Source organism: Klebsiella planticola ATCC 33531 (assembly GCF_000735435.1).
Lineage (GTDB): Bacteria > Pseudomonadota > Gammaproteobacteria > Enterobacterales > Enterobacteriaceae > Klebsiella > Klebsiella planticola.
This window is the reverse complement of sequence record NZ_JMPP01000007.1, coordinates 1-22,816: the sequence shown is the minus strand read 5'-3', so window position 1 is coordinate 22,816 and position 22,816 is coordinate 1. Positions and strand designations below refer to the sequence as shown.

Genomic DNA, 22,816 nt, shown 5'->3' with positions numbered 1-22,816 from the left:
CTGAGCGATTTTGCGCCTTTAGCACGGCTGGAAAAAGTTATTTTGCCTTGTCCGATGCTTATTTGTACAATTTGGCGGCGTGTCTGGCGATAAAATGTCCATTCAGACAAAAAACGCAAAAAAGTGTTCGCAGGGGGGTTGCAGGTAAATCGAATTCTCGTATAATGCGCCTCCCGTGACGAAGCAGAAATGCACATCACGGCGCCGTAGAAATATGGCAAGAAGTATGCGGGAATAGCTCAGTTGGTAGAGCACGACCTTGCCAAGGTCGGGGTCGCGAGTTCGAGTCTCGTTTCCCGCTCCAAAATTTGAAAGCACCATACCCAAGCGGGAATAGCTCAGTTGGTAGAGCACGACCTTGCCAAGGTCGGGGTCGCGAGTTCGAGTCTCGTTTCCCGCTCCAAAATTTCTTCTCATCTCCAGTTTATCCACAGTGCAAAATCGCACCGGGGATGCTTTCCGCTGTCGTAAGAAAAATACTGTAAACAGAGTTATCCACAGGTTAAACTCTTTCCGCCTGACGTTGAAAAACTTCACTTGTTGAATGATATCAATCTATCTATTTGATATTTAACAAATAAATTTCATTTCAAAGTGTTAATTCGATCACTTGACGAACGTCTGCGTGTTGAAACGCAATGTATTTTTGTTTTTATTCACAGCCTGTGAATGAATCAGGCATCCCTCGGCAACCCTTTCTCAATCACCCGGACCAGACGCTGTTTCTTCGGCAACTGCACTTCAACCACGTTGGCATTGCGCTTGTCGATTTGCTGCGCCACCGCCCACTCAATGTGTTCATCGAGTAGTGGGTGCTCACCTCGGCGACTTTCCAGCGCCGTCAGATGCGCCTCATCCCAGGGCGCATTGCCCAATGCAACGGCAATATTCCGTAGCCAGCGCAGATGACCGATGCGGCGAATGGCAGAACCCTCCGTCACCTTGAGAAAATGGGCTTCGCTCCACGCAAACAGCTCTACCAGCGGCGGCGCATGCAGCGCTTTACGCGGGCTGAAATCCGCTTCGTCCGTTAACTGCGAGAAGCGGTTCCACGGGCAAATCAACTGGCAGTCATCGCAGCCGTAAATGCGGTTGCCGATCAGCGGGCGAAACTCCTCGGGAATGGCGCCTTCCAGCTCAATGGTCAGATAGGAGATACAGCGGCGGGCATCCACGGTATAGGGTTCGACGATCGCGCCGGTGGGGCAGATAGTCATGCAGGCCACGCAACGGCCGCACTCTTCCGTCACCGGACTGTCGATGGGGAGCGGAATATCAACGAGCAGTTCGCCGAGGAAAAAGAACGATCCGGCATCGCGGTTGAGAATCAGCGAGTGCTTGCCGGTCCAGCCAAGTCCGGCTTTTTCCGCCAAAGGGCGCTCCAGAATGGGCGCAGAATCGACAAACGGTCTAAAATTGAGCGAAGCACACTGTTCCTGAATCATCTCTCCGAGTTTTTTCAGGCGGTTACGCAACAGTTTATGATAATCACGCCCAAGGGCATAACGGCTGACGTAACCCAGCGTGGGATCTTTCAGGGTGCGGGCAAAAGCGGCGTTGGCGGGAAGATAGTTCATCCGCACGCTGATCACGCGTAACGTACCGGGCTGAAGCTCATGGGGACGGGCGCGCATCATTCCGTGACGCGCCATCCATTCCATCTCGCCGTGGTATTGTTTATCCAGCCATGCCTGCAGTTTAGGTTCGCTGGCGCTGAGATCGGTATCGGTAATCCCGACCTGCTGGAACCCCAGTTCAGTGCCCCATTGCTTGATTTGCTGCGCTAACTTATTGAGATCGAGGGGCTGAGACATGATGGACCATACGATGACGAAAAACCCTGTGAGTATACCACACTTCATCTGGCCTGCAGATGCGCTGCGGCGCGCGGAAAAAGCGGCGGCGGACAGTCTGGGCCTGACGCTGTTTGAGCTGATGATACGGGCCGGGGAAGCGGCTTTTCAGCGGGCGCGAGCCGACTACCCTGCCAGCAAGCACTGGCTGATCCTCTGCGGTCATGGCAATAACGGTGGTGATGGCTACGTGGTGGCGCGCCTGGCGCAGGCCGACGGCATCGCCGTCACGCTGCTGGCACTCGAGAGCGAGAAAGCGCTGCCGGAAGAAGCCAGCGCCGCGCGTGATGCGTGGTTGAACGCCGGTGGAACCATTCACGCCGCAGATATCCCCTGGCCACAGGATATTTCTCTCATTATCGACGGGCTTCTTGGCACCGGGCTGCATAGCGCTCCGCGGGAGAACATCGCGACCTTAATCCAGCGTGCGAATGCGCATCCTGCGCCGGTTGTGGCGCTGGATATTCCCTCGGGACTCAATGCGCAAACCGGGAGCACCCCTGGGGCGGTGATAGATGCGGCCTGCACGATCACGTTTATTGGCCTCAAGCCCGGGCTGCTGACGGGCAAAGCCCGGGATGTGGTTGGCCGCCTGTACTACCACGCGCTGGGACTCGAAAGTTGGTTGGCTGCGCAGACGGTGCCGCTGCGGCGTTTCGATGCGTCACAGCTGGCCGACTGGCTCCCTCCAAGACGTCCGACATCGCATAAAGGCGATCACGGTAAGCTGGTGATTATCGGTGGCGATCGCGGTACCGCTGGCGCTATCCGCATGGCCGGTGAAGCGGCGTTACGGGCGGGGGCGGGTTTGGTGCGAGTGCTCACTCACAAAGAAAACATTGCCCCTATCGTCGCCGCCAGGCCTGAATTAATGGTCCACGAGCTGACGACGCAGAGTGTTGATGACAGCCTGCAGTGGGCCGATGTGGTGGCGATTGGCCCCGGCCTTGGACAAAACGAATGGGGAGCTCAGGCGCTGCGTCAGGTGTGGGATTGCCGCAAGCCGATGGTATGGGATGCGGATGCGTTGAACCTGCTGGCAATCAATCCCGATAAACGTCACAATCGTGTGCTGACGCCGCACCCCGGTGAAGCCGCCCGTCTGCTGAACTGTAACGTGGCAGAAATTGAAAGCGATCGCTTACTTTCTGCGCAACGTCTGGTAAAACGTTACGGAGGCGTGGTCGTGCTGAAAGGCGCGGGCACGGTGGTGGCCAGCGAAGCAGGCGAGATGGGCATTATCGATGCCGGCAATGCCGGGATGGCCAGCGGCGGAATGGGCGATGTGCTGACCGGTATTATCGCCGCACTGTCAGGACAACGGCTGACGCCGTATGATGCTGCCTGCGCCGGCTGCGTGGCGCATGGCGAAGCCGCTGACCGACTGGCTGCCCGCTATGGCAGCCGCGGGATGCTGGCGACCGATCTCTTTTCCACGCTCAGGCGTGTTGTTAACCCGGATGTGATTGACCTGAACCATGATGAACCGAGTGATTCCTTTAGCCGATGAGCAGGCAACTTTAGACCTTGGTGACCGTATTGCGCAGGCCTGTACTGGCGCGACTGTCATCTATCTGTATGGCGATTTAGGGGCGGGGAAAACGACCTTCAGCCGCGGCTTTTTACACGCGCTCGGCCATCGCGGGAATGTCAAAAGCCCGACCTATACGCTGGTGGAGCCCTATACGCTCGATCATCTGATGGTATACCACTTTGACCTGTATCGTCTGGCGGACCCTGAAGAGCTCGAGTTTATGGGGATCCGTGATTATTTTGCTAACGATGCCATCTGCCTGGTGGAGTGGCCTCAACAAGGTGCGGGTGTATTGCCTGAGCCGGATGTCGAAATCCATCTTGCATATCAGGCACAAGGGCGTGAGGCGCGCGTTACGGCGGTCTCTGCATTGGGTGAGTCTATATTGACGCGTTTAGCCTGAAGGATAACGGGATGATCTATCGCATAACCAGTTGGCTGGCCGCGACGCTGATGCTGTTTAGCATTCAGGCCACTGCGGCAAGTTTATCCGATATCCAGGTTGCAAATGGAGATCAGCAGGCCCGTATTACGATTAGCTTTATCGGCGATCCCGAATATTCGTTCACTCCACAGGGCAAGCGTACCGTGGCGCTGGATATTAAGCAGAGCGGCGCGCTTCAGGGGCTACCGCTGCTGTTCAGCGGCAACAATCTGGTGAAAAGCATTCGGGCGGGAACGCCGCAGGATACCCAGACTCTGCGACTGCTGGTGGATCTGACGGAAGATGGTAAAACGCGCGCGGTGAAGCAGCAAAATGGCTCAAACTACACCGTGGTTTTCACCATTAACGCCGATGCTCCGCCTCCGCCGCCTCCACCACCGCCGCCGGTGGTAGCCAAACGGGTAGAAGCCCCTGTCGTGCAGCCTGTACGCCCGGCTGAGCCCGCACGGAATCCGTTCAAATCGTCCGGTAGCGAACGACAAACGGCGATGACCAGCAGCCAGAGCGTGACGCGCCCGGTAAGCCGTGCGGTGGCGTCGGATGATAAGGTGATTATCGCCATTGATGCCGGTCACGGTGGACAGGATCCTGGCGCGATTGGACCGAACGGCACCAAAGAGAAGAATGTCACGATTGCCATCGCTCGCAAACTGCGCGCGCTGTTAAATGCCGATCCGCTATTCAAGCCAGTGTTGACCCGCGATGGGGATTACTTTATTTCGGTGATGGGGCGTTCGGACGTGGCGCGTAAGCAGAATGCTAACTTCCTGGTGTCCATTCACGCCGATGCGGCACCGAATCGCGATGCCACCGGCGCGTCGGTATGGGTGCTGTCCAACCGTCGTGCGAACAGTGAGATGGCGGGCTGGCTCGAGCAGCATGAGAAGCAGTCTGAACTGCTGGGCGGCGCGGGCGATGTGCTGGCGAACAGCCAGTCGGACCCTTACCTGAGCCAGGCGGTTCTGGATTTACAGTTCGGTCATTCACAGCGCGTTGGCTATGATGTGGCGACAAACGTATTGAGCCAGCTGCAGCGGGTGGGCGATCTGCACAAACGCCGCCCTGAGCATGCCAGCCTTGGCGTATTGCGCTCGCCGGATATTCCGTCGATCCTGGTGGAAACCGGCTTTATCAGCAACACCGGAGAAGAGCGCCTGTTAGGCAGCGACAATTATCAGCAGCAGATTGCCGAAGCCATTTATAACGGCCTGCGTAACTACTTTATGCAACATCCGCTTCAGTCGGCACCGCGCGGAGAGACCGCCCAAACCGCCAGCGCCACTTCGCCTGGCAGGACGTTGATCAATTAAGGAGTCAGTCATGCCGATTCAGGTTCTACCGCCGCAGCTCGCCAACCAGATTGCCGCAGGTGAGGTGGTGGAACGTCCGGCGTCGGTGGTGAAGGAGCTGGTAGAAAACAGTCTCGACGCTGGCGCGACGCGAATTGATATTGATATCGAGCGCGGCGGCGCAAAGCTTATCCGCATTCGCGATAACGGCTGTGGGATCAAAAAGGACGAGCTGGCGCTGGCGCTGGCCCGTCATGCCACCAGTAAAATTGCCACGCTCGACGACCTGGAAGCGATTATCAGCCTCGGTTTTCGCGGCGAGGCGCTGGCCAGTATCAGCTCGGTTGCCCGACTGACGCTGACTTCCCGCACTGCGGAACAGCAGGAGGCCTGGCAGGCCTACGCCGAGGGGCGCGATCAGGAGGTGACCGTCAAACCGGCGGCGCATCCGGTTGGGACCACGCTGGAAGTGCTGGATCTGTTTTACAACACCCCGGCGCGGCGCAAGTTTATGCGTACCGAAAAGACCGAGTTTGGCCACATCGATGAAATCGTCAGACGCATTGCGCTGGCGCGTTTTGACGTCACCATTAACCTCAGCCATAACGGCAAAGCGGTGCGTCAGTATCGTGCGGTGCCTGAGGGCGGTCAGCGCGAACGGCGGCTGGGCGCGATCTGCGGCATGCCGTTTCTCGAACATGCCCTGGCGATCGAGTGGCAGCATGGCGATCTGACCCTGCGCGGCTGGGTGGCCGATCCTTTACATACCAACCCGACGCTGGCGGAAATTCAGTATTGCTACGTCAATGGTCGCATGATGCGCGATCGTTTAATTAATCATGCGATTCGTCAGGCCTGCGAAGATAAGCTGGGAGCCGACCAGCAGCCGGCATTTGTGCTTTATCTGGAGATCGATCCGCACCAGGTGGATGTCAACGTCCACCCGGCGAAGCATGAAGTCCGTTTCCACCAGTCGCGTCTGGTGCATGACTTTATCTATCAGGGCGTATTGAGCGTGCTCCAGCAGCAGCTTAACGCCCCGCTGGCAGAAGAACACGAAGCGGAGCCGCTGCGCCCGACGGTTCCGGAAAACCGGGTGGCGGCGGGCGGCAACCACTTTGCCCAGCCGGCGGCGGCTCGTGAGCCCGCGGCACCGCGCTATAGTAGCGAGGCGCCGCGCCCGTCTCCGGGAGCCGCTGCTGCGGGCGCGGCCAGCTGGCCGCATGCGCAGCCCGGCTATCAGAAACAGCAGGGGGCGCTCTATCGCCAGCTGCTGGAAACACCGGCGGTGGAACGCAAAAGCAGCGCACCGGCACCTGCAGCGGAGGGGCTATCCGGGCACAGCCAAAGCTTTGGCCGCGTACTGACTATCGTTGCTGGTGATTGCGCGCTGCTGGAACGAGACGGCAAGCTGGCGCTGCTGTCGTTGCCGGTTGCCGAACGCTGGCTGCGGCAGGCGCAGCTGACGCCGGAGGTAGAGCCGGTGTGCGCTCAGCCGCTGCTGATCCCGCTGCGGCTGAAAGCGTCCGCTGCGGAGAAAGCGGCGCTGGATAAAGCGCAGTCGGCGCTGGCGTTACTGGGTATCGATCTGCAGTCTGACGCGCAACATTTAACGGTTCGCGCCGTGCCTTTACCCTTAAGACAACAAAATTTACAAATCTTGATTCCTGAACTGATAGGCTACCTGGCGCAGCAAAAGGCATTCGACGTCGGCAACATCGCGCAGTGGATCGCGCGTAATCTGGCGAGCGAACATGCGCAGTGGAATATGGCGCAGGCGATTACCGTGCTGGCCGACGTTGAACGTTTGTGCCCGCAGCTGGTAAAAGCGCCGCCGGGTGGTCTGTTACAACCTGTTGATTTACATTCGGCGATGACTGCCCTGAAAGATGAGTGATACCACCACGGCGAGCCTGCCTAAGGCAATATTTTTAATGGGCCCGACGGCCTCCGGTAAAACCGCCCTGGCGATTGCTTTGCGTAAAATTTTACCGGTAGAGTTGATTAGTGTTGATTCCGCCCTTATCTATCGAGGAATGGATATTGGCACTGCCAAGCCAGATGCCGCGGAGCTGAGCGCTGCGCCGCATCGGCTGCTGGACATTCGCGATCCGGCAGAGGCTTATTCCGCGGCGGATTTTCGCCGCGATGCGCTGGCTGAAATGGCGGAGATCGTCGCAGCCGGGCGTATTCCGCTACTGGTTGGCGGAACGATGTTGTATTTCAAAGCGTTGCTGGAAGGATTGTCGCCGTTACCGTCGGCGGATCCACAGGTCAGGGCTAAAATTGAGCAGCAGGCAGCAGAGCAGGGGTGGCACGCATTGCACCGGCAGCTACAGGAGATCGATCCCGTTGCCGCCGCGCGTATTCATCCAAATGATCCGCAAAGACTTTCCCGGGCACTGGAAGTTTTTTTCATTTCGGGTAAAACTTTAACGGAACTGACGCAAACGTCAGGAGACGCTCTGCCGTACCAGGTGCATCAGTTCGCCATCGCCCCGGCGAGCCGTGAACTGCTCCATCAACGCATAGAGCAGCGTTTTCATCAGATGTTGGCTTCGGGTTTTGAAGCAGAAGTACGGGCGCTTTTTGCCCGCGGAGATTTGCATACGGATATGCCTTCCATTCGTTGTGTCGGATACCGCCAGATGTGGTCATATCTTGATGGCGAGATCCCGTATGATGAAATGGTTTATCGAGGTGTTTGCGCCACGAGACAGTTAGCGAAACGTCAGATTACCTGGTTACGCGGCTGGGAAGATATTCACTGGTTAGATAGTGAACATCCTGAACAGGCGCTCAACAAAGTATTACAGGTAGTTGGTGCGAGCCAGGACTGAACGTGTACAATTAAACGGTATCGTGCGTAATTTTTTTTAAGAATCGTAAGGTTCTGAGTACAAAACAAGCATACATATAAGGAAAAGAGAGAATGGCTAAGGGGCAATCTTTACAAGATCCGTTCCTGAACGCTTTGCGTCGGGAACGCGTTCCGGTTTCTATTTATTTGGTGAATGGTATTAAGCTGCAAGGGCAAATTGAGTCTTTCGATCAGTTCGTGATCCTGTTGAAAAACACGGTCAGCCAGATGGTCTACAAGCACGCAATTTCTACTGTTGTCCCGTCTCGCCCGGTGTCTCACCACAGCAATAATGCTGGCGGCGGTACAAGCAACTATCACCACGGTGGTAGCGCGCAGGGTTCATCTGCGCCGCAGCAAGACAGCGAAGACACCGAATAAGGTTGATGCTGTTTTTCCATGCCGGGGAGCCAGGTTTATTCGATGCGTTTCAGGTTGCAGAAAGGCGGCGCGTAGTGACTCCCCAGCCATTTGCGTAAGTAAATGACTGGGGTGAATAACAAATTTGCCAGGGGCAGATTTGAACGACGCGTGTGGCGGCCCGGCCAGAGTCGGGCAAGAAAGCCAACGTCCATGCGACCTGAAAGACAACGGGTAACTGTGTTCCCCGCTGGTATTTTATAAGGGGTTTACGCTTGTTTGACCGTTATGATGCCGGTGAGCAGGCGGTGCTGGTACACATCTATTTTTCGCAAGACAAAGATATGGAAGACCTTCAGGAGTTTGAATCCCTGGTCTCCTCTGCCGGTGTCGAAGCAATGCAGGTGATTACCGGTAGCCGTAAAGCACCGCACCCAAAATATTTTGTTGGTGAAGGTAAGGCTGTCGAAATTGCGGAAGCCGTAAAAGCGACCGGCGCGTCAGTCGTGCTGTTCGATCATGCCCTGAGCCCGGCTCAGGAACGAAATCTGGAGCGCTTATGCGAATGCCGGGTTATCGATCGCACAGGTCTTATCTTAGATATTTTTGCCCAGCGCGCGCGTACCCATGAAGGGAAACTGCAGGTTGAGCTGGCACAGCTGCGCCATATGGCCACGCGCCTGGTTCGCGGCTGGACCCACCTTGAAAGACAGAAAGGCGGGATTGGTTTGCGCGGCCCGGGTGAAACCCAGCTCGAAACTGACCGTCGACTCCTGCGCAATCGGATCATGCAGATCCTGTCGCGGCTGGAGAAAGTGTCAAAACAGCGTGAGCAAGGACGGCGGTCACGAGCCAAAGCCGATATTCCAACCGTCTCGCTGGTGGGATACACCAACGCCGGAAAATCAACGCTGTTCAACCAGATAACGGAAGCCGAGGTCTACGCTGCGAACCAGCTGTTCGCGACGCTGGATCCGACGCTGCGCCGCATTGATGTTACCGATGTGGGCGAGACCGTGCTGGCGGATACCGTTGGCTTTATTCGCCATCTGCCGCACGATCTGGTCGCGGCGTTTAAAGCCACTTTGCAGGAGACGCGTCAGGCGACGCTGCTGCTGCACGTGATTGATGCAGCCGATGTTCGGGTGCAGGAAAACATTGATGCAGTAAATACGGTCCTGGCGGAAATTGAGGCCGATGAGATCCCGATGCTGCTGGTGATGAACAAAATCGACATGCTGGATGATTTTGAACCGCGTATCGATAGAGATGAAGAGAATAAACCGATTCGGGTCTGGCTCTCCGCCCAGACCGGGGTTGGCGTACCACTGCTTTTTCAGGCTTTGACGGAACGGCTTTCCGGTGAAGTAGCGCAGCACACGTTGCGTCTACCGCCACAGGAAGGGCGACTGAGAAGTCGGTTCTATCAGCTTCAGGCGATAGAAAAAGAGTGGCTGGAGGATGACGGCAGCGTGGGTCTGCAGGTGCGCATGCCGATCGTTGACTGGCGTCGCCTCTGTAAACAAGAGCCAGCGCTGGTTGATTACGTGATTTGACCTTGCAGCTTGCCTGAAGATATTAACCCCTGTGGGGATATCAAAAACAAATATGGAGCATATACATGGCGTGGAATCAGCCCGGTAATAACGGACAGGACCGCGACCCGTGGGGGAGCAGCAATAACCAAGGCGGCAACTCCGGGGGAAATGGCAATAAAGGTGGTCGCGAGCAGGGGCCGCCCGATCTGGATGATATCTTCCGCAAGTTAAGTAAAAAACTTGGCGGTCTCGGTGGCGGTAAAGGGGGCCAGGGGAGCGGTAGCAGCTCTCAGGGACCACGCGGCCCGATGGGCGGACGCATTGTCGGCATCGTGGCGGCGGCTGCGGTTATTATCTGGGCTGCCAGCGGTTTCTATACCATCAAGGAAGCTGAACGTGGTGTGGTCACTCGCTTTGGTAAATTCAGCCATCTGGTTGAGCCAGGTCTTAACTGGAAGCCAACCTTTATCGATAACGTTCAGGCCGTTAACGTTGAGTCGGTACGTGAACTGGCGGCTTCTGGCGTCATGCTGACGTCCGATGAAAACGTCGTGCGCGTTGAGATGAACGTCCAGTATCGTGTGACCGATCCTGAGCGCTACCTGTTTAGCGTGGCCAGCGCGGACGATAGCCTGCGTCAGGCAACCGACAGCGCCCTGCGCGGCGTAATCGGCAAGTACACCATGGACCGCATTTTGACCGAAGGTCGTACCGTTATTCGTAGCGATACCCAGCGTGAGCTGGAAGAGACGATTCGCCCGTACAACATGGGGATCACCCTGCTGGACGTCAACTTCCAGACGGCGCGTCCGCCGGAAGAAGTGAAGGCGGCATTTGATGATGCGATTGCGGCGCGTGAGAACGAGCAGCAATACATCCGTGAAGCCGAAGCTTATACCAACGAAGTTCAGCCGCGAGCCAATGGTCAGGCGCAGCGTATCCTTGAAGAGGCGCGTGCGTACAAAACTCAGACTGTTCTTGAAGCACAGGGTGAAGTTGCGCGCTTTGCGAAGATCCTGCCTGAGTATAAAGCTGCGCCGGAAATCACCCGTGAACGTCTGTATATCGAAAGCATGGAAAAAGTGCTGAGCCATACCCGTAAAGTGCTGGTGAACGATAAGGGCGGCAACCTGATGGTTCTGCCTCTGGACCAGATGCTGAAAGGCGCCGGTGCTCCGGCGGCAAAGAGCGGTAGCAGTGGCGCGAGCGATCTGCTGCGTCTGCCGCCTGCATCCAGCTCAAGCAGTGCCAGCACCACGCCGACCACCACGGACGGCAACATTATGGACCAACGCCGCGCTAACGCGCAGCGTAACGACTACCAGCGTCAGGGGGAATAACGATGCGTAAATCTGTTATTGCGATAATTGTCATCGTGCTGGTAGTGCTTTACATGTCGATCTTTGTCGTCAAAGAAGGCGAGCGTGGGATTACGCTGCGCTTTGGTAAAGTTCTCCGCGATAGTGAAAACAAACCGCTGGTCTATTCTCCGGGTCTGCACTTCAAGCTCCCGTTTATTGAATCAGTGAAAATGCTGGATGCGCGCATTCAGACCATGGACAACCAGGCCGATCGCTTTGTTACCAAAGAGAAGAAAGACCTGATCGTTGACTCCTACATCAAATGGCGTATCAGCGACTTCAGCCGCTACTACCTGGCAACCGGCGGCGGCGACGTCTCCCAGGCCGAAGTACTGCTGAAGCGTAAGTTCTCTGACCGTCTGCGTTCCGAAATTGGTCGCCTGGACGTGAAGGATATCGTCACCGATTCCCGCGGTCGTCTGACGCTGGAAGTGCGTGATGCGTTGAACTCCGGTTCAGCGGGTACAGAAGATGAAGTCAGTACGCCGGCGGCCGACGATGCTATCGCTAAAGCGGCAGAGCGCGTATCGGCAGAAACCAACGGTAAGGTGCCGGTTATTAACCCGAACAGTATGGCGGCGCTGGGTATTGAAGTTGTCGACGTACGTATCAAGCAGATCAACCTGCCGGCTGAAGTGTCCGAAGCGATTTACAACCGTATGCGCGCCGAGCGTGAAGCGGTAGCGCGTCGTCATCGTTCACAGGGCCAGGAAGAGGCTGAGAAGCTGCGCGCAACGGCGGACTATGAAGTCACCAAGACGCTGGCTGAAGCGGAACGTCAGGGCCGTATCATGCGTGGTGAAGGTGATGCGGATGCCGCGAAGCTGTTTGCCGATGCATTTAGCCAGGATCCGGGCTTCTATGCCTTTATCCGTAGCCTGCGCGCCTATGAGAATAGCTTCCAGAGCAATCAGGACGTGATGGTTCTCAGCCCGGACAGCGATTTCTTCCGCTATATGAAATCGCCGGACTCAGTTCGCAAGTAAGTGATATTGTGAGTAAAAAGGCGCCTTGAGAAAGGCGCCTTTTTTATAGGTGCAGTTTTATAAATAACTTTTAACACAATAAGTTATGGGCATTTTTGTGCGATACCAGTTCATAATGAACGTGAAATACCGGACAATGCCGCAAAAGGTCTGTTTCCGCACTGCTCTCCCGTCAATGCCTCTTGTGGGCGGGGACGAGCTTTCTTTCTAAGGGTCAATAATGAACGCAACAATCTGGCTGGCACTGGCGCTGGTTTTAGTACTCGAAGGGCTCGGGCCACTGCTTTATCCGCGCGCCTGGCGTCGGATGGTCGCGACAATGAGCCAGCTGCCGGATAATTTATTACGCCGTTTTGGCGGTGGTCTTGTGGTTGCCGGGTTTGTCATCTACTACATGTTGACGAAATCGCTGGCTTGATCAAAAAGTGGTCAGACTTGCCTGGAATTGCCTGCAAAAAGTGCTGTAACTCTGAAAAAGCGATGGTAGAATCCATTTTTAAGCAAACGGTGATTTTGAAAAATGGGTAACAACGTCGTCGTACTGGGCACCCAATGGGGTGACGAAGGTAAAGGGAAGATCGTCGATCTCCTGACTGAACGGGCTAAATATGTTGTGCGCTACCAGGGTGGCCACAACGCAGGCCATACTCTCGTAATCAACGGTGAAAAAACCGTCCTCCATCTTATTCCATCAGGTATTCTTCGCGAGAATGTCACCAGCATCATCGGTAACGGTGTCGTGCTGTCTCCGGCTGCGCTGATGAAAGAGATGAAAGGTCTGGAAGACCGTGGTATCCCTGTTCGTGAGCGTCTGCTGCTGTCCGAAGCCTGTCCGCTTATCCTCGATTATCATGTCGCGCTGGACGTTGCGCGTGAGAAAGCACGTGGTGCGAAAGCTATCGGTACCACCGGTCGCGGCATCGGCCCGGCTTACGAAGATAAAGTCGCACGCCGCGGTCTGCGCGTTGGTGACCTGTTTGATAAAGCAACCTTCGCTGTCAAACTGAAAGAAGTGATGGAATATCACAACTTCCAGCTGGTGAACTTCTACAAAGCAGAAGCGGTTGACTATCAGAAAGTGCTGGATGATGTCATGGCGATTGCCGACATTCTGACGGCGATGGTTGTCGATGTTTCCGATCTGCTGGATCAGGCGCGTAAGCGCGGCGACTTCGTGATGTTCGAAGGCGCGCAGGGGACTCTGCTGGATATCGACCACGGTACCTATCCGTACGTGACCTCGTCTAACACCACCGCAGGTGGCGTGGCGACCGGTTCCGGCCTGGGTCCGCGTTACGTGGATTACGTTCTGGGAATCATCAAAGCCTACTCGACTCGCGTCGGCGCAGGTCCGTTCCCGACTGAGCTGTTTGATGATATCGGCGAGTTCCTGTGCAAGCAGGGTAACGAGTTCGGCGCCACTACCGGCCGTCGTCGTCGTACCGGCTGGCTGGATATCGTTGCGATCCGTCGCGCGGTGCAGATCAACTCCCTGTCTGGCTTCTGCCTGACCAAGCTGGACGTTCTGGACGGCCTGAAAGAAGTGAAACTCTGCGTTGCCTACCGTCTGCCGGACGGCCGCGAAGTGACGACCACTCCGCTGGCTGCTGACAACTGGGAAGGCATTGAGCCGATTTATGAAACCATGCCGGGCTGGTCTGAAACCACCTTCGGTGTGAAAACGCGCAGCGGTCTGCCGCAGGCAGCGCTGAATTATATCGCGCGCATTGAAGAGCTGACCGGCGTGCCGGTTGATATCATCTCTACCGGTCCCGACCGTTCTGAGACGATGATTCTGCGCGATCCGTTTGACGCATAATCATCTCCTGGGGCGCCGCTAAGGCGCCCCTTGTTTTTGCTGTTCACCCGCCCCATTTCAAATAAATTAGCGGCCTGAGCGCTGGCTGGTTTATCATCAATACAGTATCAATACGGTCTTACCCGAGGATTAATACACACCAGCTTTCAGGATGCGGCCGATCGCACAACGCAGCAGTGACCTGAATGATGAGTGTATGCCGCTTTCCCCCTTACCCTGAGGTTGATGTGCAGTTAACGAGTTTCACGGATTACGGATTACGGGCGCTGATTTATATGGCCTCGTTGCCGGAAGGAAGAATGACGAGTATCTCCGAAGTGACGGAGGTTTACGGCGTTTCCCGTAATCATATGGTAAAAATAATCAATCAGTTAAGTCGTGCTGGCTATGTAATGGCCGTGCGGGGTAAGAACGGGGGGATTCGCCTGGGTAAGCCGGCGAAAACCATTCGGGTTGGCGATGTCGTCCGCGATCTGGAACCGCTGTCGCTGGTCAACTGCAGCAGCGAATTTTGCCATATTACCCCCGCCTGTCGCCTGAAAAAGGCGCTGGCTGAAGCTGCGCAAAGTTTTCTCAAGGAACTAGATAACTACACGCTGGCTGATTTGGTTGAAGAAAATCAACCGCTTTATAAATTATTACTGGTGGAGTGACATAAACTCTCATCAGAGATGACAACGGAGGAACCGACATGTCACAAGATCCTTTCCAGGAACGCGAAGCTGAAAAGTATGCGAATCCAATCCCAAGCCGGGAATTTATCCTCGATCATTTAGCAAAACGTGAAAAACCGGCCAGTCGCGACGAGCTGGCGACAGAACTGAATATCGAAGGAGAAGAACAACTCGAGGGGCTGCGACGCCGCCTGCGCGCCATGGAGCGTGACGGGCAGCTGGTCTTTACCCGCCGCCAGTGCTACGCATTGCCTGAGCGTCTCGACCTGCTCAAAGGCACCGTTATCGGCCACCGCGACGGCTATGGCTTCCTGCGCGTCGAAGGGCGTAAAGATGACCTTTATCTCTCTTCCGAGCAGATGAAAATGTGCATCCATGGCGATCAGATCCTTGCGCAGCCGCTGGGCGCGGACCGTAAAGGCCGCCGCGAAGCGCGCGTAGTGCGCATTCTGGTGCCAAAAACCAGCCAGATTGTCGGTCGCTATTTCACCGACGCCGGCGTGGGCTTTGTCGTACCGGATGACAGCCGTCTGAGCTTTGACATCCTGATCCCGCCGGAAGAGGTAATGGGCGCGCGCATGGGCTTCGTGGTGGTCGTGGAGCTGACCCAGCGTCCGACCCGACGTACTAAAGCGATCGGTAAAATCGTCGAAGTGCTGGGGGATAATATGGGCACCGGCATGGCGGTTGACATGGCGCTGCGTACCCATGAAATCCCTTACACCTGGCCGCCGGCGGTAGAGAAACAGGTTTCGGTGCTGAAAGAGCAGGTGCCGGAAGAGGCGAAAGCGGGCCGCGTGGATTTACGCGACCTGCCGCTGGTGACTATCGATGGCGAAGATGCCCGCGACTTTGATGACGCCGTTTACTGCGAGAAAAAACGCGGCGGCGGCTGGCGCCTGTGGGTGGCGATTGCCGACGTCAGCTACTATGTGCGTCCCGGGACACCGCTGGACGCTGAAGCACGCAGCCGCGGTACTTCGGTCTACTTCCCGTCCCAGGTCGTACCGATGCTGCCGGAAGTGCTCTCCAACGGCTTATGTTCCCTGAACCCGCAGGTCGATCGCCTGTGCATGGTTTGCGAGATGACCATTTCGTCCAAGGGACGCCTGACCGGCTACAAGTTCTATGAAGCGGTGATGAGCTCACACGCGCGGCTGACCTACACCAAGGTGTGGCATATGCTGCAGGGTGACCAGGAGCTGCGTGAGCACTATGCGCCGCTGGTGAAACATATCGAAGAGCTGCATGCGCTTTATAAAGTGCTGGATAGCGCCCGTGAAGAACGCGGCGGGATCTCCTTCGAGAGCGAAGAAGCGAAGTTTATCTTTAACGCTGAACGCCGCATTGAGCGCATTGAGCAGACGCAGCGTAACGATGCGCACAAACTGATCGAAGAGTGCATGATTCTGGCGAACATCTCCGCCGCACGCTTTGTTGAGAAGGCGCTGGAGCCGGCGCTGTTCCGTATCCACGATAAGCCGAGCACTGAAGCGATTACCGCATTCCGTTCCGTACTGGCGGAGCTGGGGCTGGAGCTGCCTGGCGGCAATAAACCAGAGCCGCGTGATTACGCTGAGCTGCTGACCTCAATTGCCGATCGTCCGGATCATGAAATGCTGCAAACCATGCTGCTGCGTTCGATGAAGCAGGCGATATACGACCCGGAGAACCGCGGCCACTTTGGCCTGGCGCTGCAGTCCTACGCGCACTTCACTTCACCGATTCGTCGTTACCCGGACCTGTCGTTGCACCGTGCTATTAAGTATCTGCTGGCGAAAGAGCAGGGCCATAAAGGCAACAGCACCGAAACCGGCGGCTGGCACTACAGCATGGATGAGATGCTGCAGCTGGGCGCGCACTGTTCGATGACCGAACGGCGTGCCGATGAAGCCACCCGCGAAGTTTCTGACTGGCTGAAGTGTGACTTTATGCTCGATCAGGTGGGTAACGTCTTTAAAGGGGTGATTGCCAGCGTTACCGGTTTTGGTTTCTTCGTGCGTCTGGATGAGCTGTTTATCGATGGTCTGGTGCACGTCTCCTCGCTGGATAACGACTACTATCGTTTCGATCAGGTCGGGCAGCGTCTGATCGGTGAATCCGGCGGCCAGACGTATCGTCTGGGCGATCGCGTGGAAGTCCGCGTCGAAGCGGTCAACATGGACGAACGTAAAATCGACTTCTCGCTGATCTCCAGCGAGCGTGGACCGCGCAACGTCGGCAAGACCGCCCGGGAGAAGACGAAGAAGGCCAATGGTGCCAGCAATAATGCAGGCAAACCGTCCGGCCGTCGCCGTCAGGCGGGCAAGCAGGTGAACTTCGAGCCAGACAGCGCTTTCCGTGGTGATAAGGGCAAACCGAAACCGGCGAAAGCGAAGAAAGAGAAGGGCGCGAAAAAGCCGTCGGCCAAGACGCAAAAAATAGCGGCGGCGACGAAGGCGAAGCGCGCGGCGAAGAAAAAAGTCGCGGAGTAAGCGCCTCCGGCCCCTCAATCATTTGGGTAGCAGGGGAAACGCGCATCGTAGCGTACCGGCAACCCGAAGTATGACGGATAAATAACCCCTTCCAGCCGGAGGGGGTTATTCTTTTTTGCCTTAAGTCATTCCACAACAGAATAGATATTGCTCCCTTCCCCGCGTATTTCCTGCTTAGTCTGTTTTCAGCAATCGTTATTTATTCTTTTTGATTAGCCATATTTTTCCCCTGTGTATAGTGGATTTTACTTTTGATCCCCCCCTTTTATGTGCAAGGAGCATATATGCATCTGGCCCGTTTTCCCCGTGTGTCACTTGGTCATTTTCCGACCCCGCTTGAGCCGCTGGATAATTTGTCGAAATTATTAGGCGGGCCAAAAATATGGATAAAACGCGATGATGCGACCGGCCTGGCGAGCGGGGGGAATAAAACCCGCAAGCTGGAGTTTTTACTGGCGGATGCGCTGGCGAAAAACGCGGACGTGGTGATTACCCAGGGGGCCACGCAGTCTAACCATGTCCGTCAGACCATTGCCGGCGCCGCGCGTCTTGGCCTGCAGGCCAAAGCGCTGCTGGAGCAGCGGGTGACGGATTTTGGCGAGGATTATCAACGCTCCGGCAATGTGCTGCTGGATGAACTGCTGGGCGGGGAGATCGTGGCCCATCTGCCGGGCGGCACGGATATGCAGCAGGCGATGGAGGAGTATGCCGCCACGCTGCGTGAACAAGGACACAATCCGTACATCATTCCCGGCGGCGGCTCTAACCCCATCGGCGCGCTGGGCTACGTCGCCTGCGCCGAAGAGCTGTTGTATCAGTCATCTCAGCTACGTCTGCGCATCGACCATGTGGTCCACGCCACGGGCAGCACCGGTACTCAGGCGGGGCTGGTGGCGGGCTTTACGGCGACCAACAGCCACGTTCCGGTGCTGGGCATCAGCGTGCGCGCGCCGAAGGCGAAGCAGGAAGAGAACGTCTGGAACCTGGCGTCGAGAACCCTCAATCTGCTGGGCGTAGCGGGCGAGCTGCCGCGCAGCGCCGTGGTGGCCAATAGCGATTACGTCGGCGAGGGCTACGGTCTGCCCACCGCGGGAACGCTGGAAGCGCTGACGCTGCTGGCGCGCCACGAGGGTATTCTGCTGGATCCGGTCTACTCCGCGAAAGGAATGGCCGGGCTTATCGATCTGATTCGTCAGGGCCACTTCCGTCAGGATGAGAACGTGGTCTTTATCCATACCGGCGGCTCTGCCGGACTGTTCGGCTACCGCCAACTGCTGGAGGCGCAGACCCGCCATGACTAAGCCGTTTCTGCTCGGCGTGCTGGGAGGGATGGGGCCACTCGCCACGCTGGATTTTCAGCGGCGCCTGCTTGATGCCACGCCGGCGCAGAACGATCAGCAGCAGATCCCTTCGGTGGTGTGGAACGTCCCGCAGATCGCGGACCGACAAAAGGCGCTGGCGGGAAGCGGGCCGTCGCCGCTGCCGCAGCTTATCCACGGAATTGAGCAGCTCAATCAGGCGGGGGCCAGCCATATCGCCATCCCCTGTAATACGGCGCATCACTGGTATGACGCCCTCAGTCAGGTGAGCGAAGCCCCGATTCTGCACATCGTTGACGCGACGCTGACCGCGCTGGCGCAGCAGGCGGAACAACCTCAGCGGGTAGGGATTATCGCCACACAAGGCACGCTGGAGGCGGGCTGGTATCAGCACAAGCTGGCGGCGCAGGGGATGGCGGTTATTGAGCCGACGGCGGAGGAGCTGGCCAGGTGGTTTGTCCCCGGCTGTTACGCGGTCAAACGCGGCGCGCTGGAAGAAGGGGGCGAGCTGCTGGTGCGCCAGGCCAACGCGCTGTTTGCACGCGGCGCGCAAAAGCTGATTCTGGCCTGCACCGAGGTTCCCGTGGCGCTGGCGGCGGTGAAGGCGCCGTTTGCTGATCTGACGTTCGACCCGGCCCAGGCGCTGGCCGAGCGATGTTCGCAATTATGGCAGGCCCGTTAAGAGATCACTGAATACGATTGCGTCCGGTTATTGGTCCGGCCGTGAAATGTCCGAATTTTCGAAGGGTAAATATAATGAAAAAGATTCTCTGCTTATTCCTTGCAGCGGGTAGTTTATGGGCCAACGCCAGCTTTGCGGAGACGCCGGCCGAAGTCCGGGTGGCTTATAGCGGCGGCTCCCAGGTATTAATGCTGGCGAAGGCCGACGGCTCTCTGGATAAAGCGTTAAACAGTAAAGTGAAGTGGGTGCAGTTTGCCTCCGGCGCCGATGCGTTAAATTATTTCGCCAGCAATGCGATTGATATTGCTAACTTCGGCTCCAGCCCGGCGGCGGCAGGGATCGTCAGAAAACTGCCGGTAGAGATTATTGGCGTCTCCGGCGTTATTGCCAGCTATGAACGACTGATTGGCAAAGAGGGCATCAGCAGCATTAAAGATATCGAAGGCAAGCGCGTGGCCTATCCGCCCAATTCGACGGCGCAATACGCCCTTGAAGCCGCCATCGACGTCAACAAACTGGACCGCAGCAAGATCACCCTCCTGCCGCTGCGCCCGGCAGATATGGTCGCCGCCTGGAAGCGCGGTGATATCGATGCCGGCTACGTCTGGGCGCCGTTTGCCCAGGAGCTGGAGTCCTCCGGCGGACATCAGGTCTTCGCCACCAAAGATCTGCAAAAAGATGGCTACCTGATTTACAACAACTACGTGGTGCGTAAAGCCTTTGCCGAGCAATATCCGCAGGTGGTGACCGCTTTCCTGCGCGTTCACCAGCAAAAGGTTGACGAATTTAAGCAAGACCCGGAGCGCGCGGCGGCTATCGTGGCGAAAGAAGTCGGCGCCCCGGTGACCACCGCGGCGAATACGCTTGGTGGCCTGGAATACCCCACGCTGAGCCAGCAGGGGACGGCGGCATGGCTGGGTAACGGGACGCAAACCTCCGACAGCGGTATCGGCAAAGCGCTGAGCAAAACCTCCGGCTTCCTCGCGGGGATTGGCGAAATCCGCAAACGCGACATTCCGGCTAACTGGGATGCGGCGATTGATTCACGCTATATCCGCGATGCGGCGGTAGCCGCGCAATGAGATTGAGCCAGCATATTGCCATCAGCATCGTCTCGGTGGCGGTTTTCTTTATCGTCTGGCAGGTCGCGGCGACGCGGCAGTGGGTCGACCCGCTGCTGCTGCCTTCGCTAACGGATATCGGCCTCACCACCGAAGAGCTGCTGGCGGATGGCTATCGCCAGGTGCCGCTGTGGGAACATATCGCGGTGAGCCTCGCGCGTGCCCTCAGCGCCTTTGCGGTCGCGATTATCATCGGCATTCCGCTGGGGCTGCTGATGGGGCTGTCGGATGGCCTCGCCGCCGTGTTAAACCCGTTCGTGCAGTTCCTGCGCCCACTGCCCAAAATCGCCCTGATCCCGCTGGCCGTGGTCTGGCTGGGGATCGGCGAAGCGTCCAAATTCTTCCTGATCTTTATCGCCACCTTTTTAAGCGTGGTGGTCGGGGCTTCTGCCGCCGTTGAGCGGATTGGCCGATCGCGCATTCGCGTAGCGCAAACCCTCGGCGCCTCGCGTCAGCAGATCTTCCTGCGGGTGGTGTTGCCGGATGCGCTACCCGATCTCTTCACCACCGTCAGGCTGTCGATCGGTATCGGCTGGACTTCGCTGATTGCGGCGGAGATGGTGGCGGCCAGTTCGGGTCTGGGCTGGATGGTGATTAACGCCAGCTCCTATCTGCGTACTGATATCGTCATGCTCGGCATTCTGCTGCTGGGCGGGATTGGCTATCTGCTGGATTTATTGCTGCTGGGGCTGCAACGGCTGTTTGTGCCCTGGGCGGGGAAAGAATAATGAGTGCCATCACGCTGGAAAACGTCTCGCTCTCCTTTGCGGCTAAGCCGCAGCCGTTCACAGTGCTCGAGGATATCAGCCTGTCGCTGAATAAAGGGGAATTTGTCGTCCTGTTAGGCCCTTCGGGCTGCGGGAAATCCACCATTCTCAACCTGGTGGCCGGGTTTACCCAACCGGACCGGGGACGCGTGGCGGCGGGCGGTAAACCGGTACGCGCGCCGGGGCCGGATCGCGGCATGATTTTCCAGCAGCCGAATCTGTTCCCGTGGCTGTCGGTGCTGGAGAACGTCACCTTTGGCCCGCGGCTGGGCAAATACCGCAAACAAGAGACCAACGCGCGGGCGCTGGACTGGCTGGGGCGCGTGGGCCTGAAAGGGTTTGAGCATCACGCTCCCTGGCAGCTCTCCGGCGGCATGAAACAGCGGGTGGCGCTGGCGCGCGCCTGGCTGCCCGGCCCGGAGGTGCTGCTGCTGGATGAGCCGTTCGGCGCGCTGGATGCGCAAACCCGGCTGATGATGCAAGAGCTGCTGCGCGAGGCCTGGCTTTCGACCGGTACCACGCTGCTGTTCGTGACGCACGATGTCGAAGAAGCGCTGTTCCTCGCCGACCGTATTCTGATTATGTCAGCGAAGCCGGGGAAGATCGTCGAAGAGATTGTCCTGCCCTTCGGCCGTGAACGGGATATCGAAACCCTGGCGGAACACCCGCGCTACAGCGAGATTAAGCATCACGTTTTGCACCGCGTGCGCCAGGAGGCAAAACGGCATTTAGGTTAAACGCGATTCCCGGCGGCGGGCAGTTTAATCGGACAAGAGTCGATTTGAACGCTATGTCGGTTATAATAGGCGCAAGTGAAGTGGTTCACGGCCCAATTAACCCGGCGCATACCGCCCCAGATGAGTACCTTTAATGAGTGAAATGATTTACGGCATCCACGCGGTGCAGGCCCTGCTCGAGCGCGCTCCAGAGCGTTTTCAGGAAGTTTATATTCTGAAAGGCCGCGAGGATAAACGCCTGCTGCCGCTGATCCATGCGCTGGAAGCGCAGGGCGTGGTGATTCAGGTGGCTAACCGTCAGTTTCTTGACGAGAAAAGCGAAGGTGCCGTGCATCAGGGGATTATTGCCCGGGTGAAGCCGGGACGTCAGTATCAGGAGAACGATCTCCCGGACCTGCTGGCCTCGCTTGAGCAGCCGTTCCTGCTGATCCTCGATGGCGTCACCGATCCGCACAACCTCGGCGCCTGCCTGCGTAGCGCCGACGCGGCCGGAGTACACGCGGTGATTGTACCGCGCGACCGTTCCGCTCAGCTGAACGCGACGGCGAAAAAAGTGGCCTGCGGCGCGGCGGAAAATGTTCCGCTGATCCGCGTCACCAACCTCGCGCGCACCATGCGCCTGCTGCAGGAAGAGAATGTCTGGATCGTCGGTACCGCGGGTGAAGCGGACCACACCCTGTTCCAGAGCAAAATGACCGGCCCGATGGCGCTGGTCATGGGGGCGGAAGGTGAAGGGATGCGTCGTCTGACCCGTGAACACTGCGATGAGTTAATCAGTATCCCGATGGCTGGCAGCGTCTCTTCATTGAACGTCTCTGTCGCTACCGGGATTTGCCTGTTTGAAGCGGTGCGCCAGCGTAGCTGATATGTTTGCCGGGTGGCGGCTGCGCCTTACCCGTTCCTACCGAAGCCGTAGGCCCGGCTGCGCCTTGCCCGTTCTACCGAACCGTAGGCCCGGCTGCGCCTTACCCGTTCTACCGAACCGTAGGCCCGGCTG

At 57.3% G+C, this 22,816-nt stretch carries 20 protein-coding genes and 2 tRNA genes; 21 read left to right on the top strand and 1 reads right to left on the bottom strand.

Annotation, left to right across the window (positions count from 1 at the left end; all coding sequences use genetic code 11):
• Window positions 1-228 precede the first annotated feature (228 nt).
• Together GRPL_RS22970 and GRPL_RS22975 are read left to right on the top strand one after the other, a co-directional pair.
• Window positions 229-304 (top strand) — tRNA-Gly (locus tag GRPL_RS22970).
• A gap of 23 nt (window positions 305-327) precedes the next feature.
• Window positions 328-403, top strand: a tRNA-Gly gene (locus GRPL_RS22975).
• Window positions 404-674: 271 nt separating this feature from the next.
• Here GRPL_RS22975 and queG read toward each other — a convergent pair.
• Complete coding sequence (queG, locus tag GRPL_RS22980; RefSeq protein ID WP_032697146.1) at window positions 675-1,814, bottom strand: tRNA epoxyqueuosine(34) reductase QueG; 1,140 nt, start codon at window positions 1,812-1,814, stop codon at window positions 675-677.
• 13 nt (window positions 1,815-1,827) lie between these two features.
• On the opposite strand from queG, the gene nnr reads away from it, so the two are divergent.
• The 19 genes from nnr to rlmB all read left to right on the top strand — a co-directional run bounded on the left by nnr (window position 1,828) and on the right by rlmB (window position 22,684).
• Complete coding sequence (gene nnr / locus GRPL_RS22985; protein ID WP_162180054.1) at window positions 1,828-3,363, top strand: bifunctional ADP-dependent NAD(P)H-hydrate dehydratase/NAD(P)H-hydrate epimerase; 1,536 nt, start codon at window positions 1,828-1,830, stop codon at window positions 3,361-3,363.
• The gene (gene tsaE / locus GRPL_RS22990) at window positions 3,332-3,790 is read left to right on the top strand and encodes a tRNA (adenosine(37)-N6)-threonylcarbamoyltransferase complex ATPase subunit type 1 TsaE (RefSeq protein ID WP_032689837.1); all 459 of its coding nucleotides are present in this window, start codon (window positions 3,332-3,334) and stop codon (window positions 3,788-3,790) included. Before nnr ends, tsaE begins: the two co-directional genes overlap by 32 nt.
• Before the next feature lie 11 nt (window positions 3,791-3,801).
• The gene (gene amiB / locus GRPL_RS22995; RefSeq protein ID WP_032698337.1) at window positions 3,802-5,142 is read left to right on the top strand and encodes an N-acetylmuramoyl-L-alanine amidase AmiB; all 1,341 of its coding nucleotides are present in this window, start codon (window positions 3,802-3,804) and stop codon (window positions 5,140-5,142) included.
• A gap of 10 nt (window positions 5,143-5,152) precedes the next feature.
• Window positions 5,153-7,018 (top strand): DNA mismatch repair endonuclease MutL, encoded by a 1,866-nt coding sequence (gene mutL, locus GRPL_RS23000; RefSeq protein WP_032698334.1) that lies wholly within the window; start codon window positions 5,153-5,155, stop codon window positions 7,016-7,018.
• The gene (gene miaA, locus GRPL_RS23005) at window positions 7,011-7,961 is read left to right on the top strand and encodes a tRNA (adenosine(37)-N6)-dimethylallyltransferase MiaA (RefSeq protein ID WP_032689833.1); all 951 of its coding nucleotides are present in this window, start codon (window positions 7,011-7,013) and stop codon (window positions 7,959-7,961) included. The genes mutL and miaA overlap by 8 nt, the downstream gene beginning before the upstream one ends.
• Before the next feature lie 92 nt (window positions 7,962-8,053).
• The gene (hfq, locus tag GRPL_RS23010) at window positions 8,054-8,362 is read left to right on the top strand and encodes an RNA chaperone Hfq (RefSeq protein WP_004857035.1); all 309 of its coding nucleotides are present in this window, start codon (window positions 8,054-8,056) and stop codon (window positions 8,360-8,362) included.
• A gap of 254 nt (window positions 8,363-8,616) precedes the next feature.
• Window positions 8,617-9,897 (top strand): ribosome rescue GTPase HflX, encoded by a 1,281-nt coding sequence (gene hflX / locus GRPL_RS23015; protein WP_004857038.1) that lies wholly within the window; start codon window positions 8,617-8,619, stop codon window positions 9,895-9,897.
• Between the two features lie 65 nt (window positions 9,898-9,962).
• Complete coding sequence (gene hflK / locus GRPL_RS23020; RefSeq protein ID WP_004857040.1) at window positions 9,963-11,219, top strand: FtsH protease activity modulator HflK; 1,257 nt, start codon at window positions 9,963-9,965, stop codon at window positions 11,217-11,219.
• Between the two features lie 2 nt (window positions 11,220-11,221).
• Window positions 11,222-12,226 (top strand): protease modulator HflC, encoded by a 1,005-nt coding sequence (gene hflC / locus GRPL_RS23025; RefSeq protein WP_032689832.1) that lies wholly within the window; start codon window positions 11,222-11,224, stop codon window positions 12,224-12,226.
• Between the two features lie 220 nt (window positions 12,227-12,446).
• Window positions 12,447-12,644 (top strand): DUF2065 domain-containing protein, encoded by a 198-nt coding sequence (locus GRPL_RS23030; protein WP_032689831.1) that lies wholly within the window; start codon window positions 12,447-12,449, stop codon window positions 12,642-12,644.
• A gap of 102 nt (window positions 12,645-12,746) precedes the next feature.
• On the top strand, window positions 12,747-14,045 hold the full coding sequence (locus tag GRPL_RS23035) for an adenylosuccinate synthase (protein ID WP_004857049.1): 1,299 nt from the start codon (window positions 12,747-12,749) through the stop codon (window positions 14,043-14,045).
• Between the two features lie 227 nt (window positions 14,046-14,272).
• The gene (gene nsrR / locus GRPL_RS23040; RefSeq protein WP_032689830.1) at window positions 14,273-14,698 is read left to right on the top strand and encodes a nitric oxide-sensing transcriptional repressor NsrR; all 426 of its coding nucleotides are present in this window, start codon (window positions 14,273-14,275) and stop codon (window positions 14,696-14,698) included.
• Between the two features lie 38 nt (window positions 14,699-14,736).
• On the top strand, window positions 14,737-17,193 hold the full coding sequence (gene rnr, locus GRPL_RS23045) for a ribonuclease R (RefSeq protein WP_032689829.1): 2,457 nt from the start codon (window positions 14,737-14,739) through the stop codon (window positions 17,191-17,193).
• Between the two features lie 284 nt (window positions 17,194-17,477).
• Window positions 17,478-18,494: a D-cysteate sulfo-lyase gene (gene cuyA / locus GRPL_RS23050; RefSeq protein ID WP_032698333.1), complete on the top strand. Its 1,017-nt coding sequence runs from the start codon at window positions 17,478-17,480 to the stop codon at window positions 18,492-18,494.
• Window positions 18,487-19,194: a cysteate racemase gene (gene cuyB / locus GRPL_RS23055; protein WP_032698332.1), complete on the top strand. Its 708-nt coding sequence runs from the start codon at window positions 18,487-18,489 to the stop codon at window positions 19,192-19,194. Before cuyA ends, cuyB begins: the two co-directional genes overlap by 8 nt.
• A gap of 74 nt (window positions 19,195-19,268) precedes the next feature.
• Entirely contained in the window at window positions 19,269-20,276 is a 1,008-nt protein-coding gene (locus tag GRPL_RS23060) for a taurine ABC transporter substrate-binding protein (protein ID WP_032689826.1), read from the top strand.
• The gene (locus tag GRPL_RS23065) at window positions 20,273-21,043 is read left to right on the top strand and encodes an ABC transporter permease (RefSeq protein WP_032689824.1); all 771 of its coding nucleotides are present in this window, start codon (window positions 20,273-20,275) and stop codon (window positions 21,041-21,043) included. Before GRPL_RS23060 ends, GRPL_RS23065 begins: the two co-directional genes overlap by 4 nt.
• Window positions 21,043-21,819 carry an ABC transporter ATP-binding protein gene (locus tag GRPL_RS23070; RefSeq protein WP_032697153.1) on the top strand — a complete coding sequence of 259 codons (777 nt, stop codon included), beginning with the start codon at window positions 21,043-21,045 and terminating at the stop codon, window positions 21,817-21,819. The genes GRPL_RS23065 and GRPL_RS23070 overlap by 1 nt, the downstream gene beginning before the upstream one ends.
• 133 nt (window positions 21,820-21,952) lie before the next feature.
• On the top strand, window positions 21,953-22,684 hold the full coding sequence (rlmB, locus tag GRPL_RS23075) for a 23S rRNA (guanosine(2251)-2'-O)-methyltransferase RlmB (RefSeq protein WP_004857074.1): 732 nt from the start codon (window positions 21,953-21,955) through the stop codon (window positions 22,682-22,684).
• Window positions 22,685-22,816 lie beyond the last annotated feature (132 nt).